The 13,984-nt window shown below is 63.2% G+C and carries 11 protein-coding genes; 7 read left to right on the top strand and 4 right to left on the bottom strand.

Translation table 11 applies throughout. The annotated features are described in order from the left end of the window. The first annotated feature begins 86 nt into the window (after nucleotides 1-86). Nucleotides 87-458 carry a winged helix-turn-helix transcriptional regulator gene (locus C453_RS11860; RefSeq protein ID WP_008324766.1) on the top strand — a complete coding sequence of 124 codons (372 nt, stop codon included), beginning with the start codon at nucleotides 87-89 and terminating at the stop codon, nucleotides 456-458. A gap of 27 nt (nucleotides 459-485) precedes the next feature. On the opposite strand, the gene C453_RS11855 is transcribed toward C453_RS11860, so the two are convergent. Both C453_RS11855 and C453_RS11850 read right to left on the bottom strand, forming a co-directional pair. Beyond that, entirely contained in the window at nucleotides 486-929 is a 444-nt protein-coding gene (locus C453_RS11855) for an Rrf2 family transcriptional regulator (protein ID WP_008324765.1), read from the bottom strand. A 205-nt stretch (nucleotides 930-1,134) separates the two neighbouring features. Beyond that, on the bottom strand, nucleotides 1,135-2,511 hold the full coding sequence (locus tag C453_RS11850) for a response regulator (protein WP_008324764.1): 1,377 nt from the start codon (nucleotides 2,509-2,511) through the stop codon (nucleotides 1,135-1,137). Between the two features lie 138 nt (nucleotides 2,512-2,649). On the opposite strand from C453_RS11850, the gene glmM reads away from it, so the two are divergent. Beyond that, a complete protein-coding gene (gene glmM / locus C453_RS11845; RefSeq protein WP_008324763.1) occupies nucleotides 2,650-3,957 on the top strand; it encodes a phosphoglucosamine mutase in 1,308 nt (435 codons plus the stop codon). 15 nt (nucleotides 3,958-3,972) lie between these two features. Here the strand turns inward: glmM and glmU are convergent, their stop codons facing one another. Then, a complete protein-coding gene (gene glmU / locus C453_RS11840) occupies nucleotides 3,973-5,199 on the bottom strand; it encodes a bifunctional sugar-1-phosphate nucleotidylyltransferase/acetyltransferase (protein ID WP_049907663.1) in 1,227 nt (408 codons plus the stop codon). Nucleotides 5,200-5,775: 576 nt separating this feature from the next. Here glmU and C453_RS11835 point away from each other — a divergent pair. Then, nucleotides 5,776-6,855 carry a guanosine monophosphate reductase gene (locus C453_RS11835; protein ID WP_049907662.1) on the top strand — a complete coding sequence of 360 codons (1,080 nt, stop codon included), beginning with the start codon at nucleotides 5,776-5,778 and terminating at the stop codon, nucleotides 6,853-6,855. Nucleotides 6,856-6,964: 109 nt separating this feature from the next. Here C453_RS11835 and C453_RS11830 read toward each other — a convergent pair whose 3' ends face one another. Next, nucleotides 6,965-8,098: an MFS transporter gene (locus C453_RS11830; protein WP_008324759.1), complete on the bottom strand. Its 1,134-nt coding sequence runs from the start codon at nucleotides 8,096-8,098 to the stop codon at nucleotides 6,965-6,967. A gap of 231 nt (nucleotides 8,099-8,329) precedes the next feature. Between C453_RS11830 and hutU the strand changes: the two genes are divergently transcribed. From hutU to hutH, 4 genes are read left to right on the top strand one after another with little or no spacing between them, the layout of a single operon-like run. Beyond that, nucleotides 8,330-10,069, top strand: coding sequence for a urocanate hydratase (gene hutU / locus C453_RS11825; RefSeq protein WP_008324758.1), 1,740 nt, complete (start codon nucleotides 8,330-8,332; stop codon nucleotides 10,067-10,069). Beyond that, nucleotides 10,066-10,995: a formimidoylglutamase gene (gene hutG / locus C453_RS11820; protein ID WP_008324757.1), complete on the top strand. Its 930-nt coding sequence runs from the start codon at nucleotides 10,066-10,068 to the stop codon at nucleotides 10,993-10,995. Before hutU ends, hutG begins: the two co-directional genes overlap by 4 nt. After that, nucleotides 10,988-12,226 carry an imidazolonepropionase gene (gene hutI, locus C453_RS11815; protein WP_008324756.1) on the top strand — a complete coding sequence of 413 codons (1,239 nt, stop codon included), beginning with the start codon at nucleotides 10,988-10,990 and terminating at the stop codon, nucleotides 12,224-12,226. Before hutG ends, hutI begins: the two co-directional genes overlap by 8 nt. Then, on the top strand, nucleotides 12,219-13,799 hold the full coding sequence (hutH, locus tag C453_RS11810; RefSeq protein ID WP_008324755.1) for a histidine ammonia-lyase: 1,581 nt from the start codon (nucleotides 12,219-12,221) through the stop codon (nucleotides 13,797-13,799). Before hutI ends, hutH begins: the two co-directional genes overlap by 8 nt. Nucleotides 13,800-13,984 lie beyond the last annotated feature (185 nt).

Raw genomic sequence — 13,984 nt, 5'->3', positions numbered from 1 at the left:
CGCGGGCCTGCAGACGTAGCAGATATCATTATGTAACCTGGTTCTTGACCGAACCACTCAAGACAGTCCGCCACCACCAACGCTGTATGGCCTCCAACGCGGAACTCAACGAAGCCGCCTGTCCGATTATCAACTCCATCCAGCAAATTGGGTCGCAGTGGCGACTCATCGTGCTCCACGACCTCCAGGAGGGGGAAAAGCGATTCAACGAACTCAAGCGCTCGACTGGAGCGAGTTCACGGACGCTCTCTCGGGTCCTCGATGACCTCCAAGAGACGGGCTTCGTGGACCGCCGACTCGAAGAAGACGCTCCCGTGGCGACCTATTACTCGCTGACGGACAAAGGACAGTCCCTCTGTCCGGTCTTCGACGAAATCGAACAGTGGGCAAGCGAATGGCTCGACGGCGACAGCGACCAACCAGCAGTGGAGGTCGAGGCGGCAGAGACGTCCGCGTAGGCAGTTCTGAGCGTAATACCCGATTTCTCAGGCTTCGAGAGAACCGTCCTCGGCGACGTCGAAAATAGTCTCGTGGACGTCGGCGATAGATACCGAGTCGAGTTCGTCTAACATCGACTGGACTGCGGGTTCGAGTAGTTCGCCGAGAACCGGCTGGATGTACTCTCCAACCGTGCACTCGTCGTTCGGTTCATTTGCGTGGAAACAGAACGGCTCTGGGTCCTCGACTGCCTCGTAGATATCCCGGAGCGTGATGTGCTCGGGGTCGCGTGCGAGTGTGAATCCGCCGGTCGGACCGCGCTTCGAATCGACGAGTTCGGCCTCTCGGAGTGAACAGAGAAGCTGTCGAATGACGACGGGATTCGTATTGACGCTCCACGCGAGACGGTCAGAGGACAGCCGTTCGTCGCGACGCACGGCGAGGTTCGTGAGCACGTGCGTCGCGACGACGAATCGGCTGCTGTTCGACATACACTACGGTTCGCTTCCCCCCCATTTTAGGTTTCACGGTGAGGCCGTCACAATTTCCGACCCCCGAAAAATAGTGCGACCGTACACTTATGAAAGTATTCGACTCGGATTATCTGTGGAATATGATTCCTCGATGAACGACCGCATAGCTCCCGTCTGAAAAGTAAAAGAGCCAGTTCGAGAGACTGTCATTGAAAATGTACTTTCACGACTCGTCTGTGAGTGGTTCGTGGTCAACTGTCGAGTTTTTGTCTCGGCGGTCGACGCCGGTCGCTTGCAGCAGTGTGATGACGACAGTGTCAGCGACCTCTGCGGCGAAGGTTATCTCGTCGGCCCGCCAGTCCCGGGGGTCGCCGACGTGTTCGTTGCAGACGACGCCGGCGATGGTCCCACCGGACCGCAGCGTCGCATCCAGCATCGAGGTCACTTCGCTCGGTGCGAGATAATCGTCGCGGAGTTCACTGGTCAGTGGGTTGGTTCGAGCGTCCACAACCCCAATCGAGCGGTTCGATTCGAGGGCTTCGAAGTACGCCGGGTAGTCCTCTGCGGAGACTTGGTCACCAGAGGTGTGTGTCTCATTTCTCCGGTCGTAGCGGTCTTCGCAGAACAGCGTCGTGCCGGACTCGTCAGCGAGCCAAATACTCGCCCTATCGATATCGAGCGTTTCAGCCACTGTCTCGGTGATGTGCTGAACCGCTTCGTCGAACGACCCCCTGAGAATCGCATCGCTGGTCGCCATCTCGATGAGCGCCTCCTGTTGGCGCTCGCGGCGCTCTCGTTCGAGTACGTCGTCCGTAACGTCTCTCAACACGGCAACCAGCCCCTCAATCGTCCCGTCCTCTGTCAGAATCGGCGACACACTCCCGTCGATGTACCGCGTTTCGCCTCCCTCGACGACGAGTTTCGTCGTATCATCGAGTTCGACCGAGGCACCGTGTTCGAGAACCTCTGTCGACGGCATGAGTCGTTCCCCGTCCTCGTCGTCGACGAGCCGGAACACATCTCGGAGCGGCCTTCCGACGGCATCGACCGCATTCCAGCCAGTCAACTCCTCGGCAGTGCGGTTCATCTTCTGAATCTCGCCGGACGCGTCGGTGGCGACGACAGCCTCCGCGATAGAATCGAGCGTAATCTCGAGATGTGCTTCTCGCTTGCGGAGTCGCTGCCGTGCCTGGCGGTGGCTCGCCAACTGTTCTATTGTCTGCAGCAACACGCTGTACTGCGTCGACGGGTCTCCTCCCTTCTGGATGTACCTGTCTGCGCCGAGGTTGAGCGCCTCGATAGCGACTTCCTCTCGACTTCGACCGGTGAAGATGATGACCGGAATCGACGACCTGCGATCTCGGCGGACCGTTTCGAGGAGTTCGAGCCCCGACAGTTCGGGCATCTGGAAGTCCGAGACGAGAACGTCGAACTCGCGGTTGTCGAGCATCTGGAGCGCCCGCTTGGGTGACTGCGTCGTCTCGATTTCGAGGCGGTCACTCTGGCTCTCGAGAAACCGCTTTGTCAACGTCAGCAACCCGTCGTCGTCGTCGACGTAGAGGACACGGATGCTCGGCGACTCTCTCGTCCCGTGTTCCATGGTCAGTGTGTCAATTCCGACCCGCAGATGATAATTGTATGGTATGGTGAGACATGGGTAATATTCTCTCGCCAGTGGGGAAGTACATCGCGCCGACTGGGTGAGAACTTACATATCAGAGATAAGTGAAGTAGTAGTATGTTCGGCACGAGCGGTATTCGAGGTGCGGTCGGTTCGACTATCACTGCGTCGCTGGCACTCGACCTCGGGCGGGCGGTCGCCTCGGAAGGGTACGAGACAGTCGTCGTCGGACGCGATTCGAGAGAGAGTGGGCGCGTCTTCGTCGATGCCCTCTCTGCTGGCGCACGCGAGTGCGGCGCTGACGTCGTCACGCTCGGCTTGGCGTCGACGCCGACCGTCGCCCGTGCAATTGAGACCTTCGACGCGGACGTGGGCGTCTCTGTCACCGCCTCTCACAACCCCGCGACTGACAATGGGTTCAAACTCTGGAACCCGTCGGGCCAAGCGTTCGTCGCGACACAGCGCGACGCAATCGAATCCCGGTTGACCGACGGCGAGTTCGACTTCGCGGACTGGGACGGCCACGGTACGGAGACGACGCGAGACGACGCAGTCACCCATCACGCTGCCGCGCTCGAATCTGCTGTCGACATCGATACCGAACTCGATGTCATCGTCGACGTGGGCAACGGAGCAGGACAGGTCACGGCAACCGCCCTCACGAACCTCGGATGCCACGTCGAGACACTCAACGCACAGCCTGACGGGAGTTTCCCGGCGCGCCCGAGTGAACCGACCGCGGAGACGTGCGCTCGCTTGACTGAGGTCGTCGCAGCGACCGACGCCGACCTCGGAATCGCCCACGACGGCGACGCCGACCGGATGATGGCCGTCTCGGAAGACGGTGAGTTCCTCTCGGGTGACGCGCTCCTCGCACTGTTCGCCCGCCACGCCATCGACAAGGACCACCAGAAGATTGCGGCCCCGCTGAACACGAGCCTCGCCGTCGACGACTACATCGACCCCGTCGGTGGCGTCATCGAACGGACCAAAGTTGGCGACGTGTACGTCGCAGAGACGCTCTCAGGCCCCGGTTTCGCCTTCGGTGGCGAACCGTCTGGCGCGTGGATTTGGCCGGACCAGACACGCTGTCCAGATGGGCCACTGGCTGCCTGTACGCTTGCGGCACTCGTCAGTGAGGCCGGTCCGCTCTCGTCGCTCCTCGCAGATTTCGAGGCGTATCCGATTCGCCGGGAGAGCATCGAGACCGACCAGAAGGAAGCGACGATGGACCGCGTCGAAGAGCGTGTGCTGGCCGAGTACGACGACGTAGAAACGATAGACGGTGTTCGTGTTGCATTCGAGGATGGGTGGTTCCTCGTCCGCGCGAGTGGCACCCAACCGCTGGTGCGGGTGACAGCAGAGGCCCGCGATGCGGACCGGGCCGACGAACTACTCGAAGCGGCTCGGTCGCTCCTCGACTAACGCCACGGTCACGGCTTACTCTGACTCAGTTTCGTCTTCCTTGCCGCCCTCGATTCTGTCGTAGAGGACGGATTCAGATGGCTTCGTCATTCCGCCGGTTGGAAGTCGAACACCAGCGTTTAGCGAGGTGTTGATTCCCGTCTTGGCCTCGTCACCGAGCACGACGCCGTACTTCCGGCGGCCGGTCGAGACGAGCTCGCCTTTCACCATCTGCCGGACGGCGTCGCCGTCGTGACGGAGGTTGGCGACTTTCGTCCCGGCACCGAAGTTCACGTCGCGGCCGAGGACGCTGTCGCCGACGTACGAGAGGTGGCCGACCGTCGCGCCCTCCATCAGCACGCTGTTTTTCACTTCGACGGCGTGGCCGACTTTCGCGCCCTCGCCGACGACAGTCGCCCCGCGGACGTACGCGTTCGGTCCGACAGTTGCCCCCTTGCGAACGAGGGCAGGGCCTTCGATAACGACGCCCGAGCGGACTGTTGCGCCTTCTTCGACGACCACGGGGCCGGTGAGTTCAGCGTCGTCGGAGACGTCGCCATCGATGCGCCCGTCGAGTTCCGAGAGCTTCCACTCGTTTGCTTCGAGGAGTTCCCACGGGCGGCCGACGTCGAGCCAGCGGTCGAAGGCGACAGTCTGTACGTCGAACTCGTCGCAGGCGCGGGCGAGGACGTCCGTCAGTTCGAGTTCGCCGCGGTCGCTCTCTTCGACGTTCAACCACTGCTGTGCCTCGGCCGGGAAGACGTACGACCCGGCGTTGATGAGGTTCGACGGCGGGTTCTCGGGCTTCTCTATGACTCCGGTGACGAACCCGTCTGTGTCGGTGTCCAAGACGCCGTAGGAACTCGGGTTGTCGACCGTATACGACCCGACTGCGGGGACGCTGTCGTACAGCGTCGAAAGCGAAGGCACGTCGTAGAGGGCGTCCCCGTTGAGGACGACGAACGGTTCGTCGTCGTCGAGAGTCGGCGCGGCAGCGCGAACTGCGTCGGCGGTTCCACGTTGTTCCTCTTGGACGGCGAACTCGACCGGGACGCCGCCCCGCTCGTCGCCGAAGAACGACCGAACGTCGTCAGCCTCGTACCCGACGACGAGTGTCAGGCTGGTCGCTCCCGCTTCGATTGCGGCGTCGACCGTGTGCGCGACGAGTGGCCTATCAGTGACTGGCAGCATCGGCTTGGGTCGCCTGTCGGTAAGCGGGTGCATTCGCGTTCCACGCCCGGCAGCGAGAATGACAGTCTGCATGTACGTTATCGAGTTACTGCGTGAAGGAAATGTCTTCCGTCAGACGGATGCCGATTGGTCACATTCACCGATAGGGCTGTTCGAGTGGCCGAGATTCGTCGTTCGCGGTGGCGGCGGTGTCGAGTGCGCTGTGGTGAGTATGATGGACCGGGTGTGACGTGTTGAGTGTGACGTGCCACGAGTCCGAAGTAGAGAGAGGAGGGCCAGGAGGGCGTCCGAACGCGGGTCCGTTCGTTTCGTGGGTGCCTCTGACCACCTACCGACACCGACTCAGCGAGACCGTCGGTTCGGCATAGCAATGTCAAAAATTACGGATAAAAACACTTCCGAATTCATCGCTCTGCGTACAAGAGTTCAGGTTGAAGCGCAGTGCAGTCGCTCGTCGAGAATTTGAGCCACACGGCGCGCGCAGCACGAAAATGTTGGGGTTACGATTGGATGGAGATTCGCACGTAACGCGACGCCGTGTGTTGCTAAACAAACGATACCCAGCAGGTAATAGTTTCGCTCCCCGGCGACCCAATCGCCTTTCGGTGCACCTATATTCGTCCCTCCCTTCGGCTGTGGAGGGTTACGATGGAGATTCGCACAGGTCTCTCGTATGGAGATGTATTGCTGGTTCCACAGCGCTCGCCGGTCGATAGCAGGAGCGACGTGGACCTCTCAACTAATGTGACGCCGAACCTTCGGATAGACACACCGCTCGTCAGTGCGGCGATGGATACGGTCACTGAAGACGAGTTGGCGGCCGAACTCTCGAATCTGGGCGGCATGGGTGTCATCCACCGGTTCCTCACCATAGACGAACAGTCCCAACAGGTCCGAAGCGTCGCGGAACGCGGCGGCACGGTCGCGGGTGCGGTCGGAATCAACGAAGATTACCTCGAACGGACGGAGGCACTCGTGAACGCCGGTGCCGACGCGGTCGTGATGGACATCGCCCACGGCCACATGGAGCGGTGTCTCGACGCCGTCTCCGCAATCGACGACGAGTTCGATATCGAAATCGTCGCGGGCAACGTCGTCACGCCTGAGGCCGTCGAGGACCTCTATGAGGCCGGTGCCGGATGCGTGAAAGTTGGCGTTGGCCCCGGCTCTCACTGTACGACTCGGAAGGTCGCGGGCGCTGGCTATCCGCAACTGACGGCCGTCTCGGACTGCGCTGATCGCGCGCACGAACTCGGCATCCACGTGATGGCCGACGGCGGTATCCGAACATCTGGCGACGCCGCGAAGGCACTCATGGCGGGTGCGGACACAGTCATGATGGGCAGCTTCTTCGCCGGGACCGACGAGGCACCGGGCCGCGTCGTCGAAGTCGACGGCGAGGTCTACAAACAGTCGCGCGGCATGGCGTCTACCGAAGCGGCGGACGACCGCGGCGACAAGGAAAGCGACGTCGCCGCGGGCGAGGGTATCGAGGCGCTGACGCCCTACGACGGCCCGCTCGCACCGCTCGTCGAGGAGTTCCTCGGCGGGATTCGGTCTGGTGTGAGCTACTGCGGTGGCCACACGATTTCGGCCGCCCGCGAGAAGGCCGAGTTCGTCCGGGTCGCAGCGAGTGCGAAGGAGCGTGAGGGCGCTCACGGCGTCGTCTTCGCCGAGGGCACCGTCGAAGTCGAAGACGAAGCCGAACAGCTTCTGACCGCGAACTAACTCCCCGGCCGCGTCCGGGCGTATTTCGCTCGACTTCCTTCGAATCGTCTTTTGCAGTTCGAGTTCTCGATGCGCATCCACTCTCGATGTGCTCCTCTCGACGAGCGTCTTATCTCGCTCGCGTGTCCCAGTAGAGGAGGCCAGCCGCGAGTACGAGACAGCCGACGAGTCCGGCAAACGCGGGGACGTAGCCGACGTAGGTAGCGACGATGCCGACGTAGGCGGGTCCGGCCGCGTTTGCACCCAAAAACAGCGCCCGGGCCGCACCGAGGTCTGCACCCATATCCTCGGCGGGGGCGTTGTCCACGATGATGGCGTCGGCGAGCGGGAATTCCATCTTGTATCCGACAGCCATCACGACGACCGAGAGGTAGATGACAGCCTCCGTGGTCGCAAGTGAGAGGAGCGCCAACGACCCGGCGGCGATAAGCAGGCCGACGACTGCGATGGACTCTCGTCGGAATCGGTCACTGAGGCCGCCAGCAACCGGCTTGATAGCGATTCCGACGACGAAGACGATGGCGAAGGCGACACTCGCGAACTGCTGTGTGAAGCCCTTTGCTTCGATGAGATAGGTCGGAAGGAAGTTGATGAAACCGCCGACCATGAAATAAAAGAGCGCGAAGGCGATGAGCGTCCGACGCTGTGCAGGACTCGATATCAGACGCTTGACGGTCTGCGTGAGGTCGAGTCGCGGCGACCCGACCGTGTAGCCCTCGTTCGACCACAGCACGAAGACGAGCGTGAGCACGCCGAGTGCGGCCGCCACGGGGAGAAACGGCGTTCGCCACGAGGCGTAGGTGAGCGCGAGGATGGCAAGCCCGGAGGCGAGGAGTCCACCGAGGTCAGTCCCGGCTGCGTACAACCCGAGGGCGCGACCGCGACGCCCGGCGAAGAGGTCAGAGAGAAGCGCCCGCGACGGAATCGCGAATAGCCCTTTCCCGAAGCCAATGATTCCCACGGCAGCGACGAAGCCAGCGACGCCACCGACGAGACCGAGCGTAGCGAATCCGACAACGAGAATCGCGAGTCCCGGGACGATGAGCGTCGCTCGCGTCCAGCGGTCGGAGTACTCACCGCTGGGGTACTGTGTGAGAGCGTAAATCCCCTGAAAGACAGCGAGAGCGATTCCAGCCGTCGCCTCCGTTATCTGGAGGTCGTCGATAATCGTCGGAAGCAACGGCGATAGGAGAAATCGCCCGGCTTGCAGTAGCGCCCACCCGAGTGAGACGGTGAGTAACATCCGAGTCCGGTAGCCTGCAAACACAGGGTCGTCGGATGCCGTCTGTTGGGTCACACACGTCCTTTGCAGACCCGCTACCAGTGCGTTACGATTCTTTGGGGTGGAGATGTGCCCGTCTCAAAAGTACTGCCGTTCGCTATCGTGTGTCTAGCGTCTCAACCGGGATAATTTATAAAGTCATCTCCGCATGGCGAGCAAATTGCTACCAATAATCGCCACAAAGTACTGTGTATGAGCAAAGAGCAGGCGAAGAGTCGAGACGAGCGGTTCGGTGAACCGAGCGAGCAGTGGAAGGAGTACCAGGGCTCGCCCACTGGCACGGACCTGACCGAGTGTCAGTCGTGGCGGCAGGAAGCGGCCTTCAGGATGCTCAACAACAACCTCGACCCCGAGGTTGCCGAGCGCCCCGAGGACCTCGTCGTCTACGGCGGGACCGGTCGCGCGGCCCGGTCGTGGGACGCCTACGACGCAATTCTCGACGAACTGCGGAATCTGGACGACGACGAGACACTCTTGGTCCAGTCCGGCAAGCCCGTCGGGAAGTTCCCGACCCACGAGCGTGCTCCCCGCGTTCTCATCGCGAACTCCAACCTCGTCGGCCACTGGGACGACTGGGAACACTTCCACGAACTGGAAGCCGAGGGCAAAATCATGTACGGCCAGATGACCGCGGGGTCGTGGGCCTACATCGGCACGCAGGGCATCATTCAGGGGACCTACGAGACGCTGGCCGAACTCGCCCGGCAGCACTACGACAGCGACCTGGCCGGAAAGCTCGTCGTCACCGGCGGTCTCGGCGGCATGAGTGGCGCACAGCCGCTCGCGGTCACGATGAACCACGGCGTCTGTATCGCGGCCGAAGTCCAACCCGACCGCATCGAGCGCCGCGTCGAGACCGACTACCTGATGGACTCCGTCGACTCGCTGGACGAGGCGCTGGCGAACGCGAAGGAGGCTATCGAAGCGGGCGAACCCTACAGCGTCGGCGTCGAGATGAACATCGCCGACATGCTCGAAGAACTCCTCGAGCGCGGCGAAATCCCCGATATCGTCACCGACCAGACGAGCGCCCACGACGAACTCGAAGGCTACTACCCCAGCGGCTACACTGCCGCAGAGGCAGACGAACTCCGCGAGGAGGACCCCGAGACGTACGTCGAAGAGAGCCTCGACACGATGGAGCGCCACGTGCAGGCCATCCTCGACCTGCAGGACGAGGGTGCAATCGCCTTCGAGTACGGCAACAACATCCGCGGGCAGGTGAAGAACCACCGCGGGATGGACAACGCCTTCGACTTCCCCGGGTTCGTCCCGGCCTACATCCGGCCGATGTTCTGCCGCGGGCGCGGTCCGTTCCGTTGGGCGGCACTCTCCGGTGACCCCGAGGACATCTACCGTACCGACGAGGCCATCCGAGAGTTGTTCCCCGAAAACGAGTCGCTCATGCGCTGGATTGACCTCGCACAGGAGCAGGTGTCGTTCCAGGGACTTCCCTCTCGCGTCTGCTGGCTCGGCTACGAGACCGACGACGAAGGCATCACCGAGCGCGCTCGCTTCGCGCTGAAAATCAACGAACTCGTCGCGTCCGGCGAAGTGTCGGCTCCGGTCGTCGTCACCCGCGACCACCTCGACGCCGGGTCTGTCGCCAGCCCCAACCGCGAGACGGAAGCCATGCGTGACGGCACGGACGCTGTCGCCGACTGGCCCATCCTGAACGCGCTCGTCAACACCGCCGCTGGTGCTGACATCGTCAGCGTCCACGACGGTGGCGGCGTCGGCATCGGCAACTCGCTGCACAGCAACAACCACGTCGTCCTCGACGGGTCCGACCTCGCGGCCAAGAAGGCCCGCGCGGTGTTCACGACCGACCCCGGCATGGGCGTCATCCGGCACGCAGACGCCGGCTACGAGGACGCGCTTGACGAGGCGACTCAGTCAAACGTCCATATCCCGATGCGAGACGACGAATGATGTTCCACGAACCATCGCAGTGGGAGGGCACGTCGTCCGACCCGAACGACGAGCAGTTCGGCCACGTCGTCGAGACGACAGACCTCGATGCTGTCAGCGACCACGACGCCGTCTTCGTCGGCGAACCCTACGACGGCGCGGTCATCGGCCGCAAAGGTGCTCGTGACGGCCCGCAGGCGATTCGGAACTCTCTCACGGGCATCAAGACCCACCACTACGACGAGGGCGCAGTCGCTAACGTCGCCGACCTCGGTGACGTCGCGGTCGACCAGATTGCCGGTGGCGTCGCCGACGTACAGTCCGAAGTCGCCGAGGCGGCCGCACAGGTCTACGAGCGCGGTGCCTTCCCGGTCTTCCTCGGCGGCGACAACTCGCTTTCGGTGGCCAACGTCACGCCACTCCTCGCGGACGACGTCTCGGTCGGCGTCATCAGTTTCGACGCCCACCTCGACTGCCGCGAACCGCAAGACGGCCCATCGAGCGGGACGCCGTATCACCAACTGTTCGACGCCGGACTCGACACCCTCGCGGTCGTCGGCGCGCGCCACTTCGAAACCTCGACCGTGTACGCCGACTTCCTCGGCGAGCAGGGCGGGACGATTCTGACCGCAGAAGAAGTCGGCCGCGACCCCGAAGAAGCCGCGGACTTCGCACTCGACGCAGTCGCATCCTGCGACGTCGTCTACGTCAGTCTCGACGTGGACGTCCTCGACGAGACGGCCGCACCGGGCGTCAGCGCACCGACGCCGGGCGGTATCTCGACCCGTGAACTGTACTCGATGCTCCGCCGCGTCGCGTCGGACTCGCGCGTCGCCGGATTCGAAGTCGTCGAGTGCGCCCCGTCGCTCGACACGTCCGGCCGGACCTCGGGCGCGGCAGCGCGTGCTGTTGCCCACTTCCTCTCGGGGGTGACGAACGATGAGTGACGACGCAGCGACTGACCAGCTAACGGTCGTCTACGGTGCCGAAGAGGTCGTCGTCGGCCCTGACGACGAGACGGGCGTCGAAGTCCTCGAAGACGCGGCCGTCGCCGCAGTCGATGGGACTGTCGTCGCGGTCGGCCCGACCGATGACGTCCTCGACGAGTACCCAGTCGAAGACGCGGACACTGTACTCGATGCGTCCGGGCAGACGGTCCTGCCGGGTTTCGTCGACCCGCACACGCATGCTGTGTTCGCCGGTGACCGCTCCGACGAGTTCGTCGCCAAACTCAAAGGGAAGACCTACGAGGAGATTCTGGAGGCTGGCGGCGGTATTCTCCGGACCGTCGAGGCAGTCCGCACCGCATCGAAGGATGACCTCGTCGCGAACCTCACCGAGCACCTCGACGCGATGCTCGAACACGGGACGACCACCGTCGAAGTGAAGTCCGGGTACGGGCTGGACACCGAGACGGAACTCAAGATGCTCGCCGCCATCGACGAGGCCGGTGCAGACCACCCGGTCGATGTCATCCCGACGTTCATGGGTGCGCACGCGGTTCCGCGCGGCGTTGATACCGACGAATACGTCGAAGAAGTCGTCTCCGAGCAACTGCCGGCAGTCGCCGAGCAAGGCGTCGCCGAGTTCTGCGACGTGTTCTGCGAACGCGGGGTCTTCACCGCCGAGCAGTCGCACCGCATTCTCGAAGCCGGTCGCGAATACGGGCTCACGCCGAAGATTCACGCCGACGAGTTCGCCGCAATCGGCGGAACCGAGGTCGCGGCCGACGTCGGCGCTTCGAGCGCAGACCACCTGCTCCAGACCGACGCGGAGGGTCGCGAGACGCTGGTCGAAGGCGACGTGGTCCCCGTCATGCTCCCCGGCACGGCGTTCGGCCTCGGAGCCGAGTACGCCGACGCGCGGGCGTTCCTCGACGCGGGCCACGAAGTCGCACTCGCTAGCGACTTCAATCCCAACTGCTTTGCGAGAAGTATGGGATTCGTCGCCACCCTCGGAAGTGTCGGCATGCGCATGACGCCGCGCGAGGCAATTCGGAGTATCACGAGCGCCGCGGCCAAGGCGGTCGACAGAACCGACGGAACCGGCACGCTCCGTCAGGGAAGCCCCGCTGACCTCGTCGTCCTCGACACGCCGACGGCGACGCACCTCTCGTACCGCTTCGACACGAATCCGGTCTCGACCGTGCTGAAGTCGGGGGTGGTCGTCAATGAGTGACCGAAACGTCCAACGCGACGTTGTCGTCGTCGATGGTGAGTCGCTCGTCCCCGAAGACGTTGTGGCGGTTGCCCGCTACGACGCCCGCGTCGAACTCGATGACGACGCCCGCGAACGCATGCAGGAATCGCGGGACCGCGTCGAGTCGGTCGTCGAATCCGGCGAACCGGTCTACGGCGTCAACACTGGCTTTGGTCACCTCGTCGAGACGCACATCGACGAAGAAGACATCGAGCAACTCCAGACCAACCTCGTCCGCAGTCACTCCGCGGGCGCGGGCCGGGAACTCACTCGCGAGGAAGTCCGGTCGATGATGCTCACGCGGGTCAACACGCTCGCAAAGGGCTACTCCGGGATTCGCCCGTTCGTCGTCGACCACCTCGTGACGATGCTCAACGAGGGCGTCCATCCGGTTGTCCGCTCTCGCGGCAGTCTCGGAGCCAGCGGCGACCTCGCGCCGCTCGCCCACATGGCGCTCGTTCTCCTCGGTGGCGGCGAGGCACTCGTCGATGGCGAGCGACTCTCGGGCGAGGACGCGCTTGCGACCGCCGACCTCGAACCGGTCACGCTCGCCTCGAAGGAAGGACTCGCGCTCATCAACGGGACGCAACTCACCGTCGGTCTCGCCTCGCTGTTCGTCGTCGACGCCGAGGAGATTCTCGACGCGGCCGACGCCGCCGGTGCGCTCACGACCGAGGTGACGATGGGGACCACGGCGAACTGTGACCCCAAAATCCACGAGGTCCGACCGCACCCCGGCCAGAAAGAAAGCGCCGCGGCGATTCGCCGCCTGACCGCCGACTCGACCGTCCTCGAATCCCACAAGGACTGCGAGCGAGTGCAGGATGCCTACTCGATTCGCTGTCTGCCGCAGGTTCACGGCGCTGCCAGAGACGCGGTCGACCACCTCCGCGAGGCTGTCGAGGTCGAGCTCAACAGCGCGACCGACAACCCGTTGGTGTTCGAAGCTGGCTCGGTGGACGAACGCGCCCCTGGGACCGACGTTGCGGCGGTCGTCTCCGCTGGCAACTTCCACGGCGAACCGCTCGCGCTCCGTCTGGACTACGCCGCTGGCGCACTCACCGACCTCGCGGCAATCTCGGAGCGCCGCGCCGACCGGATGCTGAATCCGGAGGTCCAAGAGGAGTACCTGCCGCCGTTCCTGACCGAACACAGCGGCCTTCGCTCGGGCTACATGATTGCGCAGTACACCGCGGCGGCGCTTCTCAACGAGTGCCGCTCGTTCGGTCGTCCGTCCATCGATTCCACGCCCGTCAGCGGCGGGCAGGAAGACCACGTGAGCATGAGCGGTCAAAGCGCTCTCAACGCCCGGCGCGTCGCGGAGAACGTCGCGACTATCGTCGGCGTCGAACTCCTCTGTGGCGCGCAGGCGGCCGAGTTCCTCGACGACGGACTCGAACTCGGCACTGGAACCGGTGCTGCCCGCGACGAAGTTCGGTCTGTCGTCCCACCGCTGGACGAGGACCGGCCGCTCGACGAGGAGTTAGAGACGGCTGCTGACCTCGTGCGGTTCGGCGCGATTCGCGCCGCTGTCGAATCGGTACTCGACTAATCCGGGCGCTTAGAGGCTGCCCACTGGCACGACTTCTTTCTATTTTTGGGTGATTTGGTTTTCAATACAAGTGTGCTAACTTCGGTGCTATCGGTCACCGCCCGCGGGTTTGGCCAAGAACGAACCCCAAATGATTAAGTACTGAATGTTAAAATTCTAACTTGTTTGGTTGCGGATGAAACTTG

The sequence above is a fragment of the Haloferax elongans ATCC BAA-1513 genome (assembly GCF_000336755.1).
GTDB classification, from domain to species: Archaea; Halobacteriota; Halobacteria; order Halobacteriales; family Haloferacaceae; genus Haloferax; species Haloferax elongans.
Note: the sequence above shows the minus strand (reverse complement) of the source record. Positions and strands in the feature narration are given on the sequence as shown.